This is a genomic window from Bradyrhizobium forestalis, assembly GCF_002795245.1.
GTDB lineage: Bacteria > Pseudomonadota > Alphaproteobacteria > Rhizobiales > Xanthobacteraceae > Bradyrhizobium > Bradyrhizobium forestalis.
The window spans coordinates 37,212-60,765 of sequence record NZ_PGVG01000040.1; the positions used below are offsets into that span (position 1 = coordinate 37,212).

The 23,554-nt window shown below is 63.4% G+C and carries 16 protein-coding genes; 8 read left to right on the top strand and 8 right to left on the bottom strand.

Annotated features, from left to right (window positions below; translation table 11 throughout):
- Positions 1-898: 898 nt before the first annotated feature.
- The 4 genes from CVM73_RS31930 to CVM73_RS31945 are packed head-to-tail and all read right to left on the bottom strand — an operon-like array spanning position 899 to position 7,821.
- Positions 899-1,435: a cyclic nucleotide-binding domain-containing protein gene (locus CVM73_RS31930; RefSeq protein WP_100235771.1), complete on the bottom strand. Its 537-nt coding sequence runs from the start codon at positions 1,433-1,435 to the stop codon at positions 899-901.
- 29 nt (positions 1,436-1,464) lie between these two features.
- Positions 1,465-4,362 (bottom strand): NHLP bacteriocin export ABC transporter permease/ATPase subunit, encoded by a 2,898-nt coding sequence (locus tag CVM73_RS31935; RefSeq protein WP_100235749.1) that lies wholly within the window; start codon positions 4,360-4,362, stop codon positions 1,465-1,467.
- The gene (locus CVM73_RS31940) at positions 4,359-6,515 is read right to left on the bottom strand and encodes an NHLP family bacteriocin export ABC transporter peptidase/permease/ATPase subunit (RefSeq protein ID WP_245452490.1); all 2,157 of its coding nucleotides are present in this window, start codon (positions 6,513-6,515) and stop codon (positions 4,359-4,361) included. The genes CVM73_RS31935 and CVM73_RS31940 overlap by 4 nt, the downstream gene beginning before the upstream one ends.
- 43 nt (positions 6,516-6,558) lie before the next feature.
- The gene (locus CVM73_RS31945; RefSeq protein ID WP_100235751.1) at positions 6,559-7,821 is read right to left on the bottom strand and encodes an NHLP bacteriocin system secretion protein; all 1,263 of its coding nucleotides are present in this window, start codon (positions 7,819-7,821) and stop codon (positions 6,559-6,561) included.
- 179 nt (positions 7,822-8,000) lie between these two features.
- Here CVM73_RS31945 and CVM73_RS31950 point away from each other — a divergent pair, with 179 nt between their 5' ends.
- From CVM73_RS31950 to CVM73_RS31960, 3 genes are read left to right on the top strand one after another with little or no spacing between them, the layout of a single operon-like run.
- Complete coding sequence (locus CVM73_RS31950; RefSeq protein WP_146006694.1) at positions 8,001-8,594, top strand: hypothetical protein; 594 nt, start codon at positions 8,001-8,003, stop codon at positions 8,592-8,594.
- Positions 8,595-8,624: 30 nt separating this feature from the next.
- On the top strand, positions 8,625-10,745 hold the full coding sequence (locus tag CVM73_RS31955; RefSeq protein ID WP_100235753.1) for a B12-binding domain-containing radical SAM protein: 2,121 nt from the start codon (positions 8,625-8,627) through the stop codon (positions 10,743-10,745).
- Positions 10,742-11,896 (top strand): tryptophan dimethylallyltransferase family protein, encoded by a 1,155-nt coding sequence (locus CVM73_RS31960; protein WP_158237633.1) that lies wholly within the window; start codon positions 10,742-10,744, stop codon positions 11,894-11,896. Before CVM73_RS31955 ends, CVM73_RS31960 begins: the two co-directional genes overlap by 4 nt.
- A gap of 26 nt (positions 11,897-11,922) precedes the next feature.
- Here the strand turns inward: CVM73_RS31960 and CVM73_RS31965 are convergent, their stop codons facing one another.
- Positions 11,923-13,152 (bottom strand): DUF455 family protein, encoded by a 1,230-nt coding sequence (locus CVM73_RS31965; RefSeq protein WP_100235755.1) that lies wholly within the window; start codon positions 13,150-13,152, stop codon positions 11,923-11,925.
- 382 nt (positions 13,153-13,534) lie between these two features.
- Here CVM73_RS31965 and CVM73_RS31970 point away from each other — a divergent pair, with 382 nt between their 5' ends.
- The 5 genes from CVM73_RS31970 to CVM73_RS31990 all read left to right on the top strand — a co-directional run bounded on the left by CVM73_RS31970 (position 13,535) and on the right by CVM73_RS31990 (position 20,077).
- Positions 13,535-13,861 (top strand): hypothetical protein, encoded by a 327-nt coding sequence (locus CVM73_RS31970; protein ID WP_100235756.1) that lies wholly within the window; start codon positions 13,535-13,537, stop codon positions 13,859-13,861.
- Positions 13,862-14,084: 223 nt separating this feature from the next.
- The gene (locus tag CVM73_RS31975) at positions 14,085-16,187 is read left to right on the top strand and encodes a B12-binding domain-containing radical SAM protein (RefSeq protein ID WP_100235757.1); all 2,103 of its coding nucleotides are present in this window, start codon (positions 14,085-14,087) and stop codon (positions 16,185-16,187) included.
- Complete coding sequence (locus CVM73_RS31980; protein ID WP_100235758.1) at positions 16,184-16,570, top strand: hypothetical protein; 387 nt, start codon at positions 16,184-16,186, stop codon at positions 16,568-16,570. The genes CVM73_RS31975 and CVM73_RS31980 overlap by 4 nt, the downstream gene beginning before the upstream one ends.
- A gap of 28 nt (positions 16,571-16,598) precedes the next feature.
- Positions 16,599-17,462, top strand: coding sequence for a thiopeptide-type bacteriocin biosynthesis protein (locus CVM73_RS31985; protein WP_100235759.1), 864 nt, complete (start codon positions 16,599-16,601; stop codon positions 17,460-17,462).
- Complete coding sequence (locus CVM73_RS31990) at positions 17,462-20,077, top strand: lantibiotic dehydratase (RefSeq protein WP_100235760.1); 2,616 nt, start codon at positions 17,462-17,464, stop codon at positions 20,075-20,077. Before CVM73_RS31985 ends, CVM73_RS31990 begins: the two co-directional genes overlap by 1 nt.
- Here the strand turns inward: CVM73_RS31990 and CVM73_RS31995 are convergent.
- From CVM73_RS31995 to CVM73_RS32010, 3 genes are all read right to left on the bottom strand, one after another.
- Positions 20,029-21,159 (bottom strand): TfuA-like protein, encoded by a 1,131-nt coding sequence (locus tag CVM73_RS31995; protein ID WP_100235761.1) that lies wholly within the window; start codon positions 21,157-21,159, stop codon positions 20,029-20,031. The two genes, CVM73_RS31990 and CVM73_RS31995, sit on opposite strands and share 49 nt — an antisense overlap.
- Positions 21,156-22,373, bottom strand: coding sequence for a YcaO-like family protein (locus CVM73_RS32000; protein WP_100235762.1), 1,218 nt, complete (start codon positions 22,371-22,373; stop codon positions 21,156-21,158). Before CVM73_RS32000 ends, CVM73_RS31995 begins: the two co-directional genes overlap by 4 nt.
- A gap of 970 nt (positions 22,374-23,343) precedes the next feature.
- Positions 23,344-23,523, bottom strand: coding sequence for a hypothetical protein (locus tag CVM73_RS32010; protein ID WP_100235763.1), 180 nt, complete (start codon positions 23,521-23,523; stop codon positions 23,344-23,346).
- Positions 23,524-23,554: the final 31 nt, after the last annotated feature.

The following is a 23,554-nucleotide window of genomic DNA, read 5'->3' on the forward strand; positions in this document are numbered from 1 at the left end:
CAATTTCCCTTTGGATCAAAGTCGAACCGCGTGATTGCCGTTCGATGATTTGACGATAGCCTTCCTCGCCGCATCGCTCTGTGCCGCACATCACACGCACCGGAGCACAGAACTTCTGAAATCAAAGTCCCCAACTCGCCGCATCCAACCAGCAGTATTCAATAGCCTCGGAAGCAAGGCGTCCTATCCGAGTGCGACACGCGAAAGCCCAGGACTCAGCCGAATACTCTCCCGAATGCCCGTCTGCCACGCCGCCAGAAGTCCATCTCCGATCTCGCGATGAGGTCTCCGGTAGTCTCGGCCGCCCAACGAACGTACAGACGATCCGATCACTCTCTTGTCCGAGCTGCTTGGTTCTCCGATTTGCGCGCCGTAATGCGCTATTCCACGATGAGCGCATCACCGATCTGTCGGCGTAGTCTCACCAGTACGTGTTCCGGATGAAAGCCACGGAGATAAGCCAGCATGTCGATGTGATGCACGATGCCGCCTAGTTCGATTCCAGACCGGGGCATTAAAAGCTCCACTTCCAAACGCGCCCAAGAAATTGGCGCGAAGAGAGCTACAACATAACGAACTCGTCGGTTTAACCGCTGGCTGGGGCGGGAGGGTACTCAGCCAGATCGTCGACGCCTGCAGGCTACTGAAATAACTCAGGAAATCCGCGCGACACAGCGGATGTGTAGCAGCCCAGTGCAGCACCTGCAACCGCTACCGATGGCGCAGCGGCAGGCGGTGAAACGACGATGTGCGCAGGGCCGGAAGAACCAAAACAGGCAGGTCTTACGGCTCGGAGGGGGCTCGCGGATTAGATCACGAGATAAACTGACGCGGCAAGCGGCGGCAGAAATTAAATCGCGTCGGGGCAGACCGACTGCACCGGGACTTGAGAGCGCACTCAGCCGCCTTGCTGGACGCCTAGGGCATGGAGCAGCCGGTTGAAGCGCTCGCCAGCGGCAGCGACGCCGTCCATAATTCCCATGTCGAGTTCGTCGCGGGAAATGCCGGCAAGGTCAATCAGGCGGTCGGTGGTCGGCTGCCTTGTCGCACGCAGCCGGTCCGCGAGGAAGATGGCGAGCGCGCGATAGAAGCGCGCGGCAAAGCCTTCGTCCTGATTGAGCTTATCGAGCAGCAGGGCCTTGTCGATGAACAGCGCCATCCCGTCGGCCACGACGGCTATCGTGGCCGACGGCGGGGCCGAGTCGACCAGCGACACCTCGCCCATGATCTCGCCAACGCTCATCCGCGCGATGTCGCCGTGCCCCCGCGCCGAAACCTGGACCTCGCCCTCGAGCAGCAGGATCAGCGAATCCGTCTGCTTCCCTTCCTCGATCAGGACTTCTCCGCTCCTGATCCGGCGGCAGCTACCGTTCATGCCCAGCCAGCCGATGTCTCCGTCGGTCAAAAGGCCGAAGATGTAGAGTACCTTGCGCATGATCACCCCCGACCTTCAGGCCTCCGAGTTCAAAGCATCTGCCGGCGGGCGAAGTCGGCAAACAGGCCCTTCGCCTCGCTCAGCTCCGCGTAGGTGCCGCTCTGCATCACCTTGCCTTCGCTCAGCACGATTATTCGATCGGCTTGACGGACCGTGCTGAGCCGGTGCGCGATGACGATGCGCGTTACATTGAGCGCTCCGAGCGCATCGCTGACAATCGCCTGCGAGCGGTTGTCGAGCGAACTCGTGGCCTCGTCGAACAGCAGGATGCGTGGCCGACGCGCGACCGCGCGGGCGATCATGATGCGCTGGCGCTGTCCGCCCGACAGCGTGTTGACACCTTCGGCGATGGCGGTGTGCATCCCCATCGGCATCTTTTTGATGTCGGCGTCCAGCCCGGCCATTCTGGCCGCCGCCCAAGCCTGCTCAAGCGGCAGCGGCTGGCCGCCGCAGATATTCTCGAAAATGCTGCCGGTGGCGAGACGTCCATTCTGCAGCACCACGCCCAGCTGCCGGCGCACCGCACCGACATCGAGCGTGTCGAGCGCCTTGCCATCGAAGAAAATGGCGCCCGATTCCGGCTTCTCGAAACCCAGCATGAGACGGAACAGGCTCGATTTGCCGCTCCCGGAGGGCCCAACGATCGCAACATATTCGCCGGGCGCAATCCTTAGCGTCACATTGTCGATCACCGGCGGGCCGTGTGCGATATAGCGGAAGGTCACGCGGGAGAACTCGACCGCACCCGACAGTGCCCCGGGCGGCTTGCGGTCATCGGCCACCTCGGCTTCCGCGGTGACCAGCGGCCGGATCCGCGTGATGTGCGGAATGGCGACGAGAGAGGCGCTGACGCCGCTGGCCCACATGCCGACGCCGGCCATGGCCTGGCCGAACGCTGCCAGGAACGCAAGAAAGGCGCCGAAATCCTGCAGCAGCGTGCTCTTGGCGAAGGCGGCATAGGCAAATAGAACGAGCGTGGCGATCGTCGGATAGGAGCCTTCAAACAGCGACAGCGCATTTGCCGCGCGCTGCGACGCGATGAAGTGCCGCTTCTGCACCGCGAACTGCCGCGACCACACCGCCATTGCGCGGACGCCTGCCGCGGCGACGCGCAGCTTACCGATGCTGGCGAGGATCTGCAGCACGAATCCTTCGACCTTGCCCTGCAGGTTGAACTGCCGCGTTTCGTGATAGATGCGCAGTGCGCTGGTGCCGATGATCGCGATCGCCCTGACCAGTAGCAGCGCCAGACCGATCAGCGCCAAACGGGCATCATAGACGAGCATCAGGACGACGCTGAACCAGGCGAATAGCCCGGCGAGCAGGCTGCGCAGCGTCTGGCCCGTCAGGATCCGCCGTACCGCATCGATGCCCAGCGCGCGACTGACGAAATCACCGACGGTGTATTCTCGGAACAGGGAGGCCGGCAGTTTCAGCAGCCTGTCGATCCCCGCGGCCTGCAGCCGCCAGTCGATCCGCCCTTCGAGGCGGAGCATCGCCGTTCCCTCCATCGCCTGCAGACCAGCTCCCGCGATCGCGGTAACGGTGAGCGCGATGGCACAGAACGTCAGCTGGTCAATTTCGGTCCGCGGGATCACGGAGCTGACAAGCGCCTGCGTGATCAGCGGGGTGACCAGCGAGAGCAATCCTATAACCGTAACGGCGATCGCAACGCGCGCGATGTCGCCGCGGACGAAGCGCAGCGAGAATACCAGCAGGTCCCGGAGCTTCAATTTGGAAGCCGGCAGGGTCGGATAGAAGCTTGCAGCCTCCGGGTCGAGTTCCGGCGCCAGGGCACGCTCGACGACGCGCCGCCTCCCGGGCTCCAGCCCGATCATGACGTAGCGGCCCCTGCTCCACAGCAGCGCCACCGGATCGCGCGAAGCTCCGAACCAGCCCACCATTGGACCTGCATCCTGCAGCCACCAGTCGCGTCGCAGCTGGGTCCGGCGTACCCTCAGGCGGGATGCACGTGCGATCTCGACCAGATCATCATAGGTCCGGTCCCGGCTCGAGCGGCCGGGTGGCGATTGGATCTGCACCTTCAGCTCCTGCGTCGCAGCGGCGCAAGCTGCCACCAGGGGATCCTCGGAAAAATTGGCGGATGCGACGTCGACCGGTGTGGACGGGCGGACGATGATGGCCGACAGCCGGTCAACCAGCTCGGCAGCCCGCGAGCGGGTCAGTTCCTGACGCCGCTCCAGCCGCTCGGCATCGAGACGCGGCGCCTCGTGCAACTGCTCGCGCAGGCAGGCCGCAGCGGCCTGATGAAAACGGTCCAGCACCGCATGCAGTTCGGGACCTGTGGGGTCGCCGGCATTGACCAGCGTGCATGAGTCCGCGCCCGCCTCGACCCACATCCCGGACGATAGCGGCACCGGCGGACTGCCTGCACGAAAGGTCGGCTCCTGTCCCATCAGGCGCGCACTCCCGACCGCAACCGACAGGAACAGCACGTTGCGTGCCGGACCTCGCCGCCTCTCGCCGTGCTTCATCTCGACCGCAAGAAGCGTGCTCGCCTCCAGCATGTCCCAGCTTGGATGAGACCCAGCGATCAGCCGCGACAACCTGATCATCCAGGTCCGTAACGTCTCGTCGGAGCATCCGGCGTAACTCGTCACTCCAACTTCCGCGCCCGCGCTCCCGACCGCGACCATGCGCAGGCCCGGATCTTCGCCCTGAAGGACATCCGCCAGGATCGAGCCCTGCTCGATCCTGAACAGATGCTGCCGCGGCGTGGTCTGCTCGTCCCCGACGGTACCGATCGCAAACACATCGACATGTCCTGACATCACCTGCAGGACGCGGCCCCGCCGGTCGAGCGTCACCGGGTGCCGGCTGTCAAGGATCATGCGAGCACCCTCGTCCGCAGCCGGCAACGGGACTGCATCGAGCATCTGCAGCGTGGCGGGTGCTTCCTCGTTCATTGCTGCGCCACCAGCTGGCTGTAGACACCATCGATCGCCATCAACTGCTCATGCGTGCCGCGCTCAACCAAGCGGCCCTGCTGAAGCACTATGATCTCGTCGCAATCGCGGATCGTGCTCAGGCGATGGGCGATGATGATGCAAGTACAGCCACGGCGGCGAAGCTGATCGTCGATCGATTTTTCGGTGATCGGATCCAGCGCCGCCGTGGCCTCATCCAACACCACGACCGAGGGATTGACCACCAGCGCGCGGGCGATCTCGATGCGCTGACGCTGTCCGCCGCTGAAGTTCGTCCCGCCTTCATTGACGTAGCAATCGTAATTGCCGATGCGGGTCGCGATCTCCTCATGAATGGACGCGTCCTTCAGGGCCTGCGAGATCTCCGGCTCTGCCACTGTGGAGTCCCACAGCGTCAGATTCTCGCGCGCCGTGCCCTCGAAGAGGAAAATGTCCTGGTCGACATAGGCGACCGAATTGGCAAACACGTCGCGCGAAATCTCGGGCAGGGTTCGCCCATCGATGCGGATCTCGCCCGCCCACGGTTTGTACAGGCCACAGATCAGCCGCCCCAGGGTCGACTTGCCGCTGCCGGACGGGCCAACCAGCGCGACCCGCCGGCCTGGCTCGACGGTAATCGAAAGCCCAGAAATCAGCGGCGGCTCGAGGATGGAATAGCCGAAGATGATGTCCCGAAGCTCGACGCGGCCGGTCAGCTTGGCTGGCAGCTCCGGGGCGCTCGCCTTGGGCTCCGGCTCGAGCGGATAATTGTAGACGTCCTCGAGCCGCTGCAATCCGCCCTTGATCGTCTGCAGGCTGCCGATCTGGTTGACGAGATTGGTGACCGGTGCGGAGAAGCTCGCCATGAGCGACTGGAACGCAACTAGCCCGCCCAAAGTGAGCGAGCCCTCGATCACGCGCAGGCCGCCGATTCCAAGCACGGCGGCAATCGTCAGGCCCGACAGCAAGGTCGGCAGCATTTCCAGCACGTTGGACGAGAGGCCGAGCCTCTGATCGGCATTCAGCGTCTTCGCCTGGATGCCAGCCCAGCTGGCGAAGGCCTCGTCCTCCAGCCCCGACGCCTTCAGCGTCTCGATCGTGCGGACCGCTCCAATGGTGCTGGCAACGAGCTTGCCACGCTCCATGGCAAGACTGCTCGAAATGTCCTCGCGCCGCTGCCCGATAAATTTCAGTGCCGCCAGGTTGATAATGGCGGAGCCCACGACGATAGCAGTCAGCAGCGTGTCATAGGCCGCCATGGCCATGCCGAAGAACACGACCGAAACCAGGCTCAGCGCATTGGTGACGACACCTTCAGAGAGCAGCCGCGAGATCTGCTCGTTGGTGGCAACGCGGGTTGCGATGTCCCCGGCATGGCGCTGGGCGAAGAAGTCCATCGGCAGCGAGATCACATGCGCGAGAAACCGGCTGATCATGACGACCGCAAGCTTGGTCTGCAGCCTCAGCAGCAGAGATTGCTGCAAGCCCGCAACCAGCGCCCGGACGCCGGCCGTGGCCGCCATTCCGATCAGCAGCGGCTTGAGCCAGCTCTCGTTACTCTGGATCAGAATCTCGTCGACGAAGATCTTCGAGAAGCCGGGAATCACGATGCCCGGAACGATCAGCGCAAGGCTGACAGTGATCACCAGCGCCAGGGGCCCGCGCGAGCCCTTCAACTCGCGCAGCAGCAGCCGGAACCCCTTCGGCTTGCTCCCGATCCTCTGAAAGGCCGCGGTCGGCTCCATCGCCAGCGCGACGCCGGTGAAGCAGCGGTCGAGCTCGGCGAGATCGACGAGCCGGCGGCCGACCGCCGGGTCGTTGATCGAGACGCGATCGCCGTCGATGCCCTCGAGCACCACGAAATGGTTGAAGTTCCAGTGGATGATGCACGGCATCGGCAGTTCGGTTAAGGTCGAGACCTCCTTGCGGAAGCCCTTTGCCGCGAGGCCGAGCTTGAGCGCCGCCTTGACGATGTTGCTGGCCTTGCTTCCGTCGCGCGACACGCCGCATGCAATGCGGAGCTGTTCGAGAGGAATCCAGGCTCCGTAATGGGCCAGCACCATTGCCAGAGCGGCCGCGCCGCACTCCACCGCCTCCATCTGCAGAATGGTGGGGGTCCGCCTGATGGGTCCGCCGCCGAACCAGCGTCTCATGCTTGGGAACATCAGCCAGACGCTCTCATCGACAAATGCCTTATCAGGAAATGCCTGTCAGCCGCTTCAACATGGGGACGATCAATTCGACCGGACGTCGTTCGCGCGTCGTGATCTCGGCCTTGGTCAGCGTTCCGCTGCTCAGCCGGATCTCCGGCCCCTTGCCGACCGCCCAATGATATCCACTCACAGTGCTGGGGTCCTGCTTCAAGCGCACAGTCGCCGCGTAGGGCGCACCGTTCTTGGAAAACTGCGTGACCAGGCTGTCATTGTGGAGCACGGCGGCCATGCCTTGCGGAGTGATCGGGAAGTCTGAAATCGACTGGACCGTACCGAGCATCGTCCCGAACTCCTCGCGCTTGACGGTGCGCGGTTCGAGACGGACCTCCATGCCGGGCTTGACGCTCTTGCCCTTGTCGGCGGGGACATAAAGGATGGCGTCGAGCGCGGAGCCCTCGGTTTCCACGACGACGACCGGCGTTCCGACGTTCAGCACAGAACCGGGCGACACCTTTATCTCGAGCACCCGTCCCGCGATGGGACTGCCCACGGCGGTGTCGCGCCCGAGATCGCTGACGAGCTTCTCGACGAGCCGGCGCGCCTCATTGACCCGGTACTGGGACTGCTCGATCTCGCGCTGCCGCTGCGTTTCGAGGTCGGTCTTCTGCGCCTTTAGCTTGAGGATCTCGTTCTGGGTGTCTTCCTTGCGTTGCTGCGCATCGCTCAGTTCGCGGCGCCGCTCCTCGACGTTGCGCCGCGTCGTGTACCCCTTGCTGAGCAGTCCTTCGAGATTGGCGAGATCGCTGGTGAGATAGGCGATCCGCTGGTCGGTCGCCAGGATGATCTGGACGAACGCCTCTTCCAGCTTGGCGAAGTTGCGAGTCTTCAGCTCGAGCTCGGCCGCGGTCTTGACCTTCAGCGTCTCGTGCTCGCTTTCGCGCTCGCGCCGGACCTCCATCGCGTCGCGATAGCGTTGCTCGATTTCCGTCTGGCTGACTTTCGCGATCACCTGTCCCTTCGTGACTCGATCGCCGACGGCCACTTCGATCGATGCCAACCGGCCCGCGGCGCCGGACACCGCGTCGACGACGCGGCCTTCGCTGCTCACGAAAATGCCCTCGGCCTGCGCCCGCGTCGGCAGGCGCCCGAAGAAGCCCCATGTCACGGCAGTACCGACCGTGAGTAGGATGACCGCGGCGACGATCCAGTCGAACGGCCGCGTGATGGTGACGAGATGATCGAGCTGTTCGAGGGAGGTCGCACGTTCGAGCGCGACTGCGCGAAAGGTCTTGTTTGGCTCGCTCATAAAGCGTCCCGCTCTGCCGTCGCGTCCTTGACGCCGAGATGTCGAAAGCAGATCGGCACAGCTGGAAACTGACCTGCTCCCCAAACCGGCCGAAAAACTATACAGGAAGCCGGACCGTGCTGACCAGCATCAAATTCCGGCCGCAGCTTTGCCGGGCTGCGAGGCCGGGGCGGACACTGGTGCGACAACGCCCCCTCGCCTATACTCGCGCCGACGAGTTCGTCACACGGTCCATCGAAATGTCCTGCACCGGCATCTTCGTCCGTCGAACGAGAACAAGGTCCGCGACCCCGGCGGTCGCTGCGGTGATGGCGTGCCTGTTCTCGCTTGCTGTATTGCAGCATGCCGCGCATGCCCGCGTGCTCACCGAGGCCGACCTCGAGCGAATCTCCTCGATCAAACAGCTCTCAACCGACGTGATGACCGACATCACGATGATCTCGCGGCGCCCCGATCTCTCGCAGACCGATGGCGAGTGCATCCGGTCGACCCTGCGCAGCCTGACCCAGATCGCCGGCGAACTGCAGAGCTACGAGTACCTGATCACCATCGAGAGCCAGCTGAAGGATTTCGACGACGACAATTCCCTTCGCGGCGTGGTCCGGTTCGCCGTCGACAACGCCTTGAAGATTCTCGAGACCGAGCGCCGGCGTCTCGCCGACCTTTCCGACCAGTGCGCGCGCAGTCCGCTCTCGGCCGACAAGGCGCGCCAGGCGAAGCAGTTCATCGAGAGCACACAGGCGATCCTGAGATCGCTCCAGCCCCGCCTGTGAAGCGGTCAAGCGATACGCGGATTTTCACACATGCAGGCAACACTGATCTTTCCGCCGGCGACAGATCCAAGGGCTCCCCATCTCGGGCTACCATATCTTGCCGCGGTGCTGCGCGGCGCGGGGATTCCAACCCGGCTGATCGACGCTGACATCGGCGGGCTAACGGCCCTGCTGCGTCCGGACGCGGTCGCGGCGAATTTGAAGACACTCGAGCGTCACCGGCCAGGAGGCATGGACGCGGCGTCCCTGTCAGGCCTGCTTCGTCGCGGCGAGGCCCTGACGGAGAGCATTCCCCGTGCCTTCGCGATCCTGCGCGATCCCATCGACTTCTTCGATGCCCATCTGTTCCGGGAAGCCCGCGCGACCCTGCAGGACGGACTCGACCTCGCCGGTGCGGCGGCAGGGCGGCCGGTTCACTACAGCCTCTGTCCAATCCGCTACGACGTGGACGGAATCGACGAACAGAGCCTGCCGGACCTGATCGCCGTCACGGCGGATCGCCACAGTAATCTGTTTGATCGTTTCTGGGAAACAGAGCTGCTTCCCTCGATCGCGGCGGACCAACCGGGACTGGTCGGCATTTCGATCGTGAACCGGCAGCAGATCATTCCGGGACTCACGTTGGCACGGCGGCTGCGGGAGCGTGGCCTGTTCGTGGTGCTGGGCGGCACGGTGTTCAGCAAGTTCGTGACGAAGCTCATGCAGCTGCCCGAGTTCTTCGCGCATTTTGCCGACGGGGTCATGGTGTATGAGGGGGAAACCGCGATCCTCGAACTGGTCGCACAGCTCGAAGCTGGCCGGGACTTCTCGCGCGTGCCCAACTTTCTCCATGTGCATGCTGGCCGGGTGCGCCTCGGACGCACCCACGTCGAAGATATCGACCGACTTCCGGTCCCCGATTTTTCGGACTTTCCGCTCCAGGACTATCTCACGCCGGCACCGGTACTTCCCATCCTCACCGGCAAGGGATGCTACTTCAACGAGTGTAAGTTCTGCGACATTCCCTTCATTAACAGCGTATCGAAGAAACGCTACCGCGTCCGAAGTCCCGAGAAGATCGCGCAGGACATCCTCGCCCTGAACGAGCGCTTTGACTGCCACCATTTCGAGATCACCGACGAGGCGCTGCCGCCGCGGCTCCTGGACAGGCTGGCCGACGCGCTCGCGCCTCATGCCGCTCGCCGGCTCTCCTTCACCGGCTATGCCAGGCTCGAACCTGGTTTCACAGTCTCGCTGTGCGAGAAGCTCTCCCGAATGGGAATGCGGAAGCTCTTCTTCGGACTTGAATCCGGCGATCAGGCCACCCTCGACCACATGGCGAAGGGTATAAGGATCGAGCACGTGCGCCCGGTGCTGCAGCATTGCCGTGACGCCGGCATCCTGTTCCACATCTTTTCGATCATCGGCTTCCCTGAGGAGACCGAGCGGAGCGCACGCAACACGCTGCGATTCTTCGAGGACAATGCGGACATCATCAACCATCCCGGCAACAGCTTCGACATCCATCCGTTCGGCCTCGAACTGCGCACCGAGTATTTCGCCAATGCAGCACACCTCGGTGTGGAGATTCCCCAGGCCGCAATCGACAAGGACTTCGTCATCGGCGTCCGCCTCGACTGGTCGAACACGCGCGGCCTTGCGGGCGAGGACGTCATCCGCCTGGTCGGCGAGTATGGCGCGGCACTGCGCCGGATCTATTCCCGCTTCCACAACGCCGAGCTGCATCTGTGGCCCGGCTTCGAGGAGTTCGCGGTGCTCTATGCCGACCACTATGCTGGCCGCGATTTCCCGTTCCGGACCACGCTCCCCGATGATGATGATCCGTCGCCGTTTTCGCTGGCGTGGTGTCCCGACGTCCTCGTCGATCACGATGGCCCGCGAATCCGCGTCTCGTCACGGTCGAAGGTCGTAACCCTCTCGGAATGCGCCTACCGTCTGCTCGGCTCAGGACAGCCGCGGCTGGCACGGGAGTTCCTCGCCGAGTGCATTGCGCTCAACCTCTCAGGGACCGGGGAGGAGGCGCGGCCCAGGCTCCGGCGAATGATCGACGAGTTGATCCGGGCGAATCTGCTGCAGATCGCGCTGATTGATCAGCCCTCCCGCGTGCGGCAAGGGCTGGGGGGTGGTGTATGCACCCCCACAGAAAGATGAACGTCGAGAGGCGGGCGTGCCACGCATGTGAGCGAGAGCCGATGGGTGACCTTATCGAAGCCGTCCACATCGCTCGGGAGCAGCTGCGCCGCATCTGCACTGCTACCGGCCTGATCGATCAGCAGGACGGCATCATCACGCTCTTCACCGGCCTGTGCACCTCGGCAGGACTCTTGCGGCTGCCGATCCCGCCCCGCTGGTCCGGGATGACCGACGACTGCACTCCCATGGAGCTTTCGACGTCATTCGATGCCAAGGGCACCAGGATCCGCTTCCTGATCGAGGCGCAGGCGGATCCGCCATGCCCGCAAACCTACTGGGCCGCCGGCGAGCGGCTTTGCGAGCAATTCGCAGGCATTCGCGGGGTCGATCTCGCGCCCCTCGAGGCGCTCGCGGATCTTTTCAGGCCAACCGACACGGCCGCTCTGTTTGCGATGTGGCATGCCGTCGACTGGCGTGGAAGCGCGGCTCCACTATGCAAGGTCTATTTCAATCCCGCGGCGCGCGGCCGGTCGGCCAGCAGCGACCTGATTGCCGCCGCGCTCGAGCGGCTGGGATTCGGCCACGTCTCGGGCTCGCTTCTCGAAGTACTTGGCGACATGACCACGCATCTTGCCGTCGATCTCGTGCCGGCCTCGATGGCGCGGGTGAAGATCTATGTCCGCCATTTTCAAGCTGCGCCGGCCGAGTTCGATCGCCGGGCCGAGCGGATCGGGATCACCAGCGGGCTCGGCTTTGCCGACGCCTGCCGCATTATCTGTCGTTCCGCCGATGCCCTGCAGGAGCGTCCGGCAATGACCTGTTATCACCTGAATGCGGGCGACCGCTCCGGGCCATCGGCAATGACGCTGTATCTGCCGCTCTACCCCTATGCAGCGAGCGACAAGGTGGCTGCGGAGCGGATCGCCGCGCTGCTGACGGAGGCGGGTCTGCAGGCCGACGAATACCGGCGAGTCGCCGATGCGCTGCTGGCTGGCCGCGAGGCGGATTCGGACGGCCTCCACACCTATGTCGGCTTCCGGCGGAGCATCGGCGGTGTGCAGGGGGACCAGATCACCAGCTATTTCAGCCCAACCCTGTTTCAGCCTCGCTTCGGCCGGCTCGCGTTGGATCCGGACAGGTTCTGGCCTTCAGCGGTGCCTCCCGTCTGAAGCAGAACCTTTGCGCAGCCTGTCCGTCATCTTCCGCCGATGGCGACCCGATCCGGCTCGGGCTGCGTCTCGAGGCTCTTGAACTGGCTGCCATACTTCAGGAATCGGGCCCGCAATTCATCGCGCTCTGCCTCGGTGTAACCGCCTCGCTCGCAGGCCCAGTCGTTATACGGGAACGTCAGCGGCCCGTTTACGGACTTGCCGCAGGCGGAACGTTTGTCCAGCGCCAGATCATGGACCTGCTTCACCCTGGCCTCGCTGCCGGCTATCGCACGCAGCCATTTGTTGCCGAATGCGACATGAGTGATTTCGTCGAGCGTGACGTAATCGAACAGCAGACTGGTCGCCTCGTCCCCGCCGAACCTCAGCTGCTGCGCCTGCCAGATCGCGCCGTCCACGCCGATCCATTCGCCCACACGCTGCTGCACGGCGAGGCTGACATCGACGGGTTCGCCCGCGCCCATTTCCCAGAGCGCATAGGAGACCGCGTAAGCGCCGAGATGACCACCGAGTTCGAGCAACCGCGTCCGGAACGCCTCCGCATGCCTCGCTTCGTCCCAGCACTGCCGCGCCATGTCGATGACGAACTGCCAAGGCATGGCGGGAAACTCGACGATCATCCGGCTGCACGCCTCGATAGTCGACAGTTCGAGGTCGGTATAGAACACATGCAGCAGCTTGACCGTATCAGTGAGGTTCGGATCGGCGGCGGTTTCCGAGAAGCGCCTGTCACGCGCGGGGCGGAACGGAATGCGGGGCGGCAGATGCCCCTCTGCCGCAGATGATTCAAGCTCGATGTTCGGGAACGTCCTGCACACGTCCTCGAAGGCCCTGTGGGCCTCGGACGTCGCTACCGCAATGCCGGCAACGAGATCGTCCAGAATCCGAATGGTCGGCTCGTCCGCGATCGCACCGGTACGCCGTGCGTGGTCCGCCATCGACGCCTGCAAGTTCGGCAGCGCTCGCTGATAGAGTGCGCGGATTTTGTCGGGCGTGGTCAGTGCGTCCTCGCAGGCCTTCAAGTCGTCAGCTGCTGATTGTGCGGGAAGCTTGCGCGGATCGACATCGACTGCCAGTTCGGCGAGCCGCACCCGCAGGCGCTCTGCCGCCTGAACGGCCCAATGCAGGTGCCGGCCAAAAACCGTCTTCAACTCCGCTTCCGGTGTCGTGATCGTCCACATCGCCAGGACGTTGGAGATGCGCACACACCGGTTGAGGTGATCCTTCAGCCTGTCGATGGTCTCGGCAACACGCATCACCTGTCTCCCATCAAATTGTGAAAAATTGCGTCGAACAGAACCGCTCAAATCGGGCGTGCTCCTGGTCTCGACATCCCGGCCGGGTCAGCTGCGCTGAACAACAGAAGGCGCGAGTCTATCGCTTCTCCCCAGAACCACTTCAAAAGGCTACTGCATCGGAATTTTTCTGTCCATCGAAGCCCGCGTGCGTAACCGGCGTAGATCGATGCTGCGCTGCGACTGCCGAGTCGTTTGCGTGTCGATGATCTTCGTCACATATCACATCCCGGGTTACTTGCACGTCACACACGCATCACATGCGTTCATATTGCCAATCCGAAAAGGTTGGATTAGCCTTCGCGCGGGGATTTCAATTTGTGAGTTGCAAGGAGAATGCGACATGGCTGATGAGAAACCCAACGGCTTGTTCATTACGGACGACGCGGGCAACGTTTACTACCTTCGTCCCGAGATCCTCGCGCAGACCAAGATGCCCGAAGAGGATGTCAAGAAGCTGAGGGAGGAAGTCGCCGCGAACAGCAAGGGCCAGGCGAAGGACGCGGAACTGAGCATCGATGACCTGAATGCTGTCGCTGGTGGCGTTAGCTTCCCGACCGCAAGCCATGTCCATCTCGCGACCAACATCTCGTCGCACACTGCAGCGATTTCGTCTGCGAAGCTGGATCTCGGCAAGGTCGCGACATCGACCGTGATGTGCCCCTGGTAGGCAGCATCCGGGCCGCAATCTCAGGCTGGTCGCAGCATATGAGCGTGCCAGTTCGCGAAGCTCTTTCCTCCGCGAGGATTTGAGAGCTTCGCGAGCGTTTTGTCGTTGCAGCCATTGCAGGCCGTGACGCAGGGCAACATCGGGCGGAGCGAGATTTTCTACGCAGTTCGCGAGAACGCGGGCCGGCGAAGGTCGATCCCTTGACAGCACACCTGGTCTGACCATGTTCCGTGTGGCTCTCATCTATCCTCCCGGAGGGGACCCGAGAGCTCCGAGGCTTCCCCTGCCGGCACTCGCGGCGGCCCTGCGCACCGCTGGCGTTCACGTTTCGCTTTTCGATCTCGACATCGAGGGCGTGCTCGATCTGCTGCGGCCAGAACGGCTGCTCGAAGCGGGAGAACGGGTGGCCCGCAGGGCCGCACGGTCCGACGCGAACCAGCGTCCCCTGCTCGAGCGGACCGCAGGCCGTGCCCCCGAACTGGCCGAGACGATTCCGGCGGCCCTGAGGACAATCCGCGATCCGGCGCAGTTCTGCGACCCTGTCTTGCTGAACCAAGCACGTGAACGGCTGTACAATTGCTTGGATCTGGTCTCGCTCGCGTCCGAGCGCAATGTCCGCTACCAGACCGAAATCCTGCGGTATGACGTGGAGGGTGTCGACCCAAGCAGGTTCTCGGACCTGCTCCAGATGACAGCCGACCCAACAACGAACCTGTTTCAGGGTCACTGGGACGCCGATGTCTTTCGCAGGCTGGACGCCGGCAATTTCAATCTCATCGGCATTTCGCTCACGCTGCGCTGGCAGATCATGCCTGGACTTTCGCTGGCGAGGCAGCTGCGCCGCAGGGGATTCCCGGTGGTGCTCGGCGGGACCGCAATCGCGAAGGTATCGCACCGGTTGCCGCACCTGCCGGAATTCTTCACACAATTTGCCGATGCAGTCGTCATTCGCGAGGGCGAGACGGCGTTGGTTGAGCTGGTCAACCAGCTTCAGGGAGCTCATGAACTCGAGAAGGTCCCGAACCTGCTTTACATGGACCAGCAGGAGGTTCGCGCGACGAAGCTGCACATCGAAAACTACGCCACCCTGGCAACGCCGGATTTCGATGGCATGCCTCTCGGCAGCTATCTGAGCCCTCACCTCGTCCTGCCGGTAATGGTGGGCAAGGGCTGCTATCACGACGAGTGCACGTTTTGCGACATTCCCTTCATCAACCGCGTCTCGCCCAAGCGCTACCGCACCCGCCCTGCCGAACGGCTGGCCTCGGATATCGATGCTCTCGCGAGCAAATACGACTGCCGGCATTTTCTGCTGGCGGACGAGGCACTGCCACCCCGAGTTCTCGACAGGATCGCGGACGCGCTGGTGTCGGTTGGCAGACCAAATCTTGCATTTTCCGGATACGCTCGGCTCGAGCCCGGCTTCACCCCTGAGCTCTGCAGCAAGCTGGCAGCCGTGGGGCTGCGTCGACTCTATTTCGGCCTGGAATCGGCGGATCAGCGGACGCTCGACGGCATGCAGAAGGGAATTCGCATCGAGAATGCGGCGACAGTCCTGAACAATTGCCGTGATGCCGGCATCCGTTTCCATGTGTTCTCGATGATCGGTTTCCCTGGCGAGGACCACGACAGCGCGCGCCGTACGATCGACTTCTTTGCCGAGAACACTGATCTTTTCGACGACCCCGGCAACACCTTCGATATCCATGAGCTGGAGATCCTGACGGATACTCCATACTTCTCCGAGGCCGACAAATACGGCATTCGCATCGACGCGCCGGTCGAGGATCGCGACTTCCTGTTCGGCGTCGGAACGAACTGGGAGAATACCAGGGGACTGACGCGTGCCGAGATTGCCGAACTGCTCGGCGAAGCCAGCGCCGCAATCAGCAAGCGTTTTGCCAGCTATCACGCATGGCCGCCGGTGGTATGGCCGGCCCAGGAGGAATGGTCACTGATCTATGCCGATCGATATTACGGCACCCGTTTTCCGCATCGCGTCGGTGTACCCGATCATCCCGATGGTTCACGCTATCGCCTTGCCTGGAACCGTGCTGCGATCATCGAGCGGGGAGAGGACAAGTGCGTCGTGACATCACGGCGCAACAGCGTGTCGCTCGATCCCCTGTCATTTTGGCGGCTAGGCGAGGACCCGCGCTATCGCCCGGGGCCAGAAATCCTCTCCGACCTCGCCGGTGTCGGTGCCACCAGTCAGATGCGCGCCGATCTGAAGGCGCTCGTGGTGACGCTCGTTCGGCAGCGCCTGCTGGACGTGGTTACCGATCTCGGGCACGATGTCGCCACGCAGGAAGCGACATCGCGATGAGCTCGGAACACACAGCTAGCGGCTGGATCAAGGCAGGTGACGAAGGTACGCTCACGGACTGCGGAGAGACTCTCGCTGTCGTCCGCAAGAAGGCATTGCTGCGGATCCTCGCCTGCCGTGATGCGGAGCGCGCCGGTATCAGGATCACGGACGCCGACATCGCGGCTACCTCCGAGGATTTTCGCCGGGGCTTCGGGCTTGAGAAGGAGGAGGATTTCGTTGCGTGGATGACGATACGAAATCTCTCTGCTGGGGCATTCGCAAAGGCGATGCGCGATTTCGCGGTCGTGCGCGCTCTGGAACTCGCCTACGCACGGGAGATCGACGACCTTGTCCATAATCAGATTGCCGTCAGCACGGCCCGCCTGCGGTCTGGCGGGTAGTGCCATGATGCGGATAGCTGCCTAGACCATGGCCAGTCGCAACGATCGGTGGCTGCAACTGAACGTGGCGCTGGCCCGCCACAACGGGACGGCGCTTCCGGCCGCCCGGCATGTCCTTCGCGCCATCGAAGAGTTGCCGGCGTCGGCCCGTGCGGGTTTCTTCTTCCAGCGCAAGCCGCCCGATCTGCGCCTTCGCTTCGCCGGCGACCGCGAGCGGCTGTCGGTACGGCTCCTTCCACTGCTGAGACGCGCCAGGTCAGAAGGTCATGTGCTGCGGTATTTCAGCAGCGTTTACGAGCCGGAGTACCGTCAATTCGGTGGGCCCGAATGCATGAGGGCGGTCCATAAATTCTGGAACACCGACAGCCTGATGTGGATCAGGAGCGATCGGCTCGCAGAAAACGGATTCGCTGACCGCGAGCGGGGTCCATTCATCGAAGCCGTTCTCGAAGATCTGTTCTGGCGCGCAATGGAGGACCCGTGCGAGGTCTGGGACGCGTGGTGCAATTTCGGCGTACTGGTGCGGGCAAGCTTGCCGGGCAGCATGACAACGTGTCCGCCAAGAATCTGCGACCTGCAGGCAGCTGCGCTGCCGCATGAGGCAGATCTTGCCGCGCGCTATCAACAGGCCAATGCCGCCCTTGCCGACGGATTGTCGCGCGCACGGGAGAACGGCCGCATGAGCTGCGGGATCAGATCGATAATGCCGTTCATTGCGCTGTTCACCCTCAATCGCCATGGCTACGACCAGCCAAGGCTGACGGCGCTGGCGGGCGTCATGGCGGCCGCCTGGAATCCGAAGCAGCAGCTGACAGGCGCTGCACCAGCTCCCGCGAGGCGTGAGCTGCCTCCGGTGACCGCCACGACGCCGCAGCACACGGCACCCGGGTGATGGATGGAAACCCCGCAGATGCCGCCACCGCGGTGGACCGCCGTCCGCTCGGTCCGGCCATACTGCGCATCGCGGGATGGCCGATCGAATGCCTTGAGCCCCTGCGCGCCAGCGAGCTCTGTCAGCGGATCGACCGCTGGATCGGGCATGAGGATGAGATCCGCCACAGCAGCCGGCTTCTCGCGGCGCAGCTGCACGAATTGATTCCGAAAATCCCGGACCGTCGGGTTCGCGGATTGGCGTTGTCGCTGAAGCGAGCTCTGGCGGGAACGCTGCATCCCCTGCCGGACCGGTTGATCCGCGTGCTGCTGCAGGATGCAGGCATCAGCGCTGCGGTCGGCCCGGTCTTTCTCGCCCTCGCTGCGGATCGGGAGCGACATGCGGCGGAACGTGCCGCGATCGAGCAGGCTCACGCAGCCGAAATGCAGCGCTCGGGCACCGCACTCGACCAGATCGTCGGCGAAGCGCAGTTCCAGCGCGCGCTGTGCCTCGCCAGCTCCTCTCTTTACGCCCAATATCGGAAAGCACGGCAGGTGCCCCCGAGCCGGCGCGGCCGCCAGCGGCTGCAGAGCGTATTGCATCGCTACCTGATGCGTGCGATCGGGCGTGCGACTCCCAACGGGCTCTGGGCAGGCGTAGCCTTGGAGACGGTGACGCACGGAGCGCCGGCACTGCTCGACGTGCGCCCGGCCCCTCCAGCGATCCGTGCCAGCCCTGTGCTGTCCATCTTCCTGCGCGGACTCGATCATCTCAATCGTCGCAAGCCGTGGATGGATCTGGTCTCATGGCGGCGCAATCCGACCCTTCGTCGTATCGATGACACCCAATGGGAGTTCGGCACATTCTCGGCCGGCTACTGGGTGGTGGGGCGCATTGCGCATCACGCTCCGCTGGATATCCTGCTGAACTCATTCGGGACGGAGGACCGGCCGCTTCTGCGCGAGATCGAACAGGCCCTTTGCGCCGATGTGACCGGCCTGACTCCCGATCACGTCCGGACAATCTGCGAGAACTGGATCACAGGAGGAATCCTATGGTCGACGGCCAGCCTACCTCCATTCTTTTCCGACACGTGGCAGGCGCTCGATGCCACGATCGAGAGACTGCCTCCGAGCGAGCAGGACGCATGGCTTGCATGCCGATCCGCGTTGCGCGCCATCGCCGACGAGATCGAAACCCGCGCGGACTCGATCGAGCCGGACGACCTGAGGCATCTGCTCGATGCCGCGAACAACACGGTCGGCGCGGTGCTCGCACGCTACGGGGCCGCGCTGCGGCGCGACGAAGACGTATTGGCAGCTGACCGGAAGGCTCCGTTCCGCTTCTCTCTCCCCGGCAAGCTGGTAGACAGACTTGCCCAGACGCTGCGCCGGTACTGGGCCTTCGACCGCTTCGGTCTGGGCGAGATCGAAACCCGAATCGCGATCTCGCATTTCTTCGATGCGCGAGACGATGCCTGCATTCCTCTCAGTCAACTGCTCAGCCGCGGCGGCGAGACCGACCCTACCCAGCGGGCACCGTCATGGCAGCATCGTGTGCTGCAACGCACCGCCTGCACTTTCGGAGCTGCGGCACAGGCGGCTTTCGATCGCTGGGAGCGCGAGATCGGGCCGGTGGCGGCGCAGCCCGTTCACCGTCTTAGAGCCGACGATTCGGCCGACAGAGCCGTCACCTTGCCTCCGGGTTCGGCGCTGCTGCTGATCGGACGTCCGACCGCGGATGGAGATGCTCCGCTCCGGATTGGTGGATTGACGCCCGAGCCCTGCTTTTTCCACTCACGCTTTGCGCATCTGTTCGACCCGGACGACCCATTCCGGCAGTGGCAGGCCGCCGAGCTCGCGCAGGCCACTGCCCGATGGCCGCGGATTCAATTCCGTGACCTCGCGATCCGCAATCACCACAATCCGAACGTCACAGCACGTCCGCCATCCCTGCTGCAGCTCATCGATCCGCTCGATACCGACAGCCGGTTCATGTCCAGCGCACGGATCACGTTCAACCATCACGGCAGGCCGGTGCTGAGCTCTGACGGTGACCCGAACCTCACGATTGCCTCCGCCCGTTCCGCGGCGTACCTGGGAGGTCTTGACCGGATGGCCTCAGTGCTGGCCTCGGTCTCCTTCTTCCTCGGGCGCCCGCCCCTGATGGCACCCATTCCGCGACTGAACTGCGAAATCGAAACTTGGCACCACCTGCCTCGACTCCTGCTCGACGATGCTGTGGTCAGTCCGCAGCGATGGACCCCGGACGCGAGCATCGGCACCGCGCTGGCCCGGGCGCGCGGCGCCGAGCGTCTGATCGAATGGCGGCGCTTCGTACGGGCAAGGGGGCTGCCGGGTCTCGTCTACACATTTCAGGCGCAGCATCAGACCGAAAGCCTGCTGGCCACCGACAGCGCGCTGGCCGTGGACTTGCTTGGACAGGAGTTGCAGGCTCATGGCCCTGCGCTTCGCATCCAAGAATTGTGGCCTCTCCCGGATGATTTCATCGTGCGGGATCGCGATGGCCGCCGCTACGTGACAGAACTCGCAGTCCCTTGGCATGCAGACGACGCGTTCTGGCAGGACTATTCGTCTGCTGTTTCGGAGCCCGCGGCGGAATTGCCAGTGCGCTGAAGGGCCTGGCTGAACAGAAACTCGGTGGCAAGTTCGCGCTCCACCGCGACCCTGTGCATGTTGGCGAGCCGCGCCACGTTCAGCTCATCGACGAGGTGAAGTCGCAGCATCTCCTCGGAGATACCATGTCGAGTCATCCATCGCTCTGCCGCAGCGGAGTCGGTCATGCCGAGAGTCGACCAGAGTGCACCCGCTCGATCGAGGAACTCGGCCTCGGTCGACTCCCACCCTGAGCGGCCGGCCTGCTCTCGCGCGACGATGCGAAGCAGCGCGGCGCGGCGCAGGCTTTCCATCACCTGCAGGTCTTCGTCCGCAGCCAACGGCAGTCCGAGAATGCTTCTGCTGCTCTCCATCGCGATCTCGTTCAGCAATCTTTCGAGAAAGATTGTGCGATCCAGCTCGAAACAGGGCCGGTGAGGCTGCCAGGGCTCGCCGACAGCCAGCTTCATCCGTTGCAGTAGCAACTCCGCATCGCGCGACTTCAGGCTCACATAGCGGGTGCTCGCGAATTCCTGCCATGCGGCCAGCGCGAAGACTTCATCCGGTGTTGCGTCGGGCACCGCAGCGGCTACCGAGCCCCAGGTCCTCTCCCAGAATGGCAGGGATCGTGCGGCCGAAACGATCCGGTCCGCCAGTGCCGGATTGAGGACACCCTCGGCACGGGCAATTGCGCAGCAATCGCGAATGTCCACCAAGGACTGGCTGAGCGGCAGATAGCCGAGTTCTGCGGGACCGTGGCGGACCGCGACCTCGTCGTCTGCGACGATGACATCCCCACTGAACCACTCGTAGATTTGGCCTACCCCGACCATGCCGAATGCGTGCAGTTCCGCTGCACGCAAGGCGCCCATGCTGGACGCTCCGAACACGTGTACGCCCTGGCTAAGAGCCAGCAGGATCTCCTTGTGCCAGACCGCCGGTACGGTTTCGAAATATCCGTCGATGATGCCGACATAGCGCGGCCGGCGCGTCAGCAATCGGGCCAGGTCGCCCTGTTGGATGGGTGCCAGATAGGTGGCATCGAGGATCGTCCTCGCGCGGTCGAGCGACAGGCTGGGCCCGAGAAACACATAGACCGTCATGACCGATGGCTCGCCGCCTGCGCGCGGACCCTGGCTCCCGGAACATAGGAGGGAGAGTCGACGACGCCTTCCAGGCCCGGCACGATGACGCGTACCACGGAGATTCCCATGTCTGGCCTGCTGAGGTCGACCACCAGGATATCTGTCAGTCCGGCCCGCGCCAGTCGCCTGACAACCAGTTCCAGAGCCTCCCCGACGCTGCCCGCCGCGGCGTCCGGCACCGAGGCGAAGGGCCGTGTGCCGGAAAGATCGCGTGCCAGGACGCGGAAGGTGTCGAGTGCGCCGGCGTTCTGCGTCTCGCGATAGCGCAACCGGCCTGCATCGTCCCGCGACCCCGCGATAGCCGTGAGCCGGCTCTGGGCGGCTTCGGTCACCGCGCGGCACAGCGCGATCGTGCGATCGGGGTGGCAGCCTGCCCCACCGCTCGCCGGCAGCGGATTGGTGACGGGATCGGCGGTATCGTCGTGGAGCACGACCCGGATGGTCGGAATTCCGATATCGCTGGTGGTATCCCAAATGATGGGTTCTATGTCGGCCGCGCGCAGGCGTCGGATCAACTGTGCCGCGATGGGCATGTCCACGCTGTCCGGATCGATACGGCTGTCCGCCTGCCGTAAGGGAGGCGCATGATGCCACAAAGCCATCGCGTCGCGCTCGATCACTTCACACAGCCCATGCAGGGTCGCCTCATCGACAGTATTGCCGGACGCAAGACCGTTGGTGGTATGCAGGAACGATCCCGCCCATGCCGGTCGCGGGACGCAGGCATCCGCGTTGACGATTTCCAGCGGCACCCAGACGGCATCGCCGGTAGCAAGGCGTCGCGCCGGGGTCCATGCCAATGGCGTCCTGCTGCCGAAGACCGAATGCCGCGAGCGCGGCAGCGCGGCAAGATCGACGAGTTGCCCTAAGGCTCCGATCTCGGCGGCGGTCGCATCCCGGACCTCGAGCCGGGCGCTTTCCGCATGTGCGAGTTCCAGCGCTTCCATCACAGCGGAGACCCTGGCTGCAATCGGGTCAAGACCCTTGCCCTGCGACACTGACAGGGTCCGCGCATTGGGTCTCACGGCCATCCAGACCGGAATGCCGATCCGATCCAGCCCGGTGACGTCACCGACCCTCGTGATGCCGAAATCCCGCAGTCGTGGCGCGATCACTTCCCAGGTCCTGGCCGGTGAGCGCACACGACTGCCGTTTGAGAGGACCTGCTCCATTCGCAATCAGTATCCACCGTCGACTTGCTCAATCGTGAGCACGAAGATCCTACGCTGCAATACACTCGCGCAGAACTGAAAGCACGGCAAGGCTGCTATCAACGGCTACGTTGGGAGCCGCCGGCCCTTCCCGGTAGCGGGCATTTGCGAGCACCGTACATTCCTAAGGGATCCGAGGTCACGATCAAGGCGCCTGGCCACAGTCGTCCGACGGACGCAATGCCGGTTCGATCTCAGTAGCCCTCAACCTGCACCACTTAATCAGCACGACCGGTTGCGCGCACTTGGGAAATTTACGGGTGGCCCCTAGGGCTTCATCTCCGGGCGCCTGTAACCGTAAATCGCACTACGGCGACAGCTTGAGCGACAGGTAGGCTGGTCGTTTCAATCAACCAGCTGCCTCGGCAACACCATCACGATGTTGATCTCATGATCCAGTATCTTTGAGGCAATAATGGAAGCGTGCACCCATCCTCTATCTGTGCTGCTGTGTCCTCGTCTTTCGCGTGACGAACAGGAAATCACCATCGAATTCATCGAAGCGCGCACCTGCGAACAGGCGGTTGAACCGTCTCGCGCCGAGATTAGAGCTATGCGGGGTTGAATTGCGTAGTCGTGAATGTCCGAGAGGTGCATGTACAACGGATAGACACTCGGCAGGTGGTGCAAGCCATTAACTTGATCCCCAACATGCCTTTTACTGCAAATCATCCAAAATCGCCCCGACAGAGCTGGATGCATTAGCCCCATCGCCGACAAAAAGTGAGCCGCGCGCATTCACCTGTCCGTTCCCGACCCACAGGTTGCGACCCGCGCGGCAGACTGGGATCGCGCGGCAACGACTAGCAGTCGGCGGTATATCGAATAGCGGACCAGAAGGGACGTAGGCCGAGGTCAGTAACGGGCCATTAGCCGCTGTGGGCAAGCAACCAAACACCATTCGCGGGGACCCGACCCGCGCCCGGTGCGCTTAATACCCTTGGGTCAATTGCTGCAAAATCTGTTGAAACATTTGGGCCGGGTCGTTTTGACCAGACGTTCCTTCGTCTTTTTTGCACACTCCCGCAAGTGCTCCCTTGATTCCGCCGCTCACGCAGTCGAGTTCGCGCTCATCCAGAACGTCGCTCTTCGCATCGATTGCATCAGTCATCACATGTCTCCTTTCGTCAGCGCGATCATCC

Bases quoted from the DNA above. Each gene is read 5' to 3' on its own strand.
- CVM73_RS31960 (WP_158237633.1), top strand. From the start codon at position 10,742: ATGAACGTCGAGAGGCGGGCGTGCCACGCATGTGAGCGAGAGCCGATG.
- CVM73_RS32000 (WP_100235762.1), bottom strand. From the start codon at position 22,373: ATGGAGCAGGTCCTCTCAAACGGCAGTCGTGTGCGCTCACCGGCCAGG.
- CVM73_RS31955 (WP_100235753.1), top strand. From the start codon at position 8,625: ATGCAGGCAACACTGATCTTTCCGCCGGCGACAGATCCAAGGGCTCCC.
- CVM73_RS32010 (WP_100235763.1), bottom strand. From the start codon at position 23,523: ATGACTGATGCAATCGATGCGAAGAGCGACGTTCTGGATGAGCGCGAA.
- CVM73_RS31945 (WP_100235751.1), bottom strand. From the start codon at position 7,821: ATGAGCGAGCCAAACAAGACCTTTCGCGCAGTCGCGCTCGAACGTGCG.
- CVM73_RS31980 (WP_100235758.1), top strand. From the start codon at position 16,184: ATGAGCTCGGAACACACAGCTAGCGGCTGGATCAAGGCAGGTGACGAA.
- CVM73_RS31990 (WP_100235760.1), top strand. From the start codon at position 17,462: ATGGATGGAAACCCCGCAGATGCCGCCACCGCGGTGGACCGCCGTCCG.
- CVM73_RS31965 (WP_100235755.1), bottom strand. From the start codon at position 13,152: ATGCGTGTTGCCGAGACCATCGACAGGCTGAAGGATCACCTCAACCGG.
- CVM73_RS31975 (WP_100235757.1), top strand. From the start codon at position 14,085: ATGTTCCGTGTGGCTCTCATCTATCCTCCCGGAGGGGACCCGAGAGCT.
- CVM73_RS31970 (WP_100235756.1), top strand. From the start codon at position 13,535: ATGGCTGATGAGAAACCCAACGGCTTGTTCATTACGGACGACGCGGGC.
- CVM73_RS31935 (WP_100235749.1), bottom strand. From the start codon at position 4,362: ATGAACGAGGAAGCACCCGCCACGCTGCAGATGCTCGATGCAGTCCCG.
- CVM73_RS31995 (WP_100235761.1), bottom strand. From the start codon at position 21,159: ATGACGGTCTATGTGTTTCTCGGGCCCAGCCTGTCGCTCGACCGCGCG.
- CVM73_RS31940 (WP_245452490.1), bottom strand. From the start codon at position 6,515: ATGAGACGCTGGTTCGGCGGCGGACCCATCAGGCGGACCCCCACCATT.
- CVM73_RS31985 (WP_100235759.1), top strand. From the start codon at position 16,599: ATGGCCAGTCGCAACGATCGGTGGCTGCAACTGAACGTGGCGCTGGCC.
- CVM73_RS31930 (WP_100235771.1), bottom strand. From the start codon at position 1,435: ATGCGCAAGGTACTCTACATCTTCGGCCTTTTGACCGACGGAGACATC.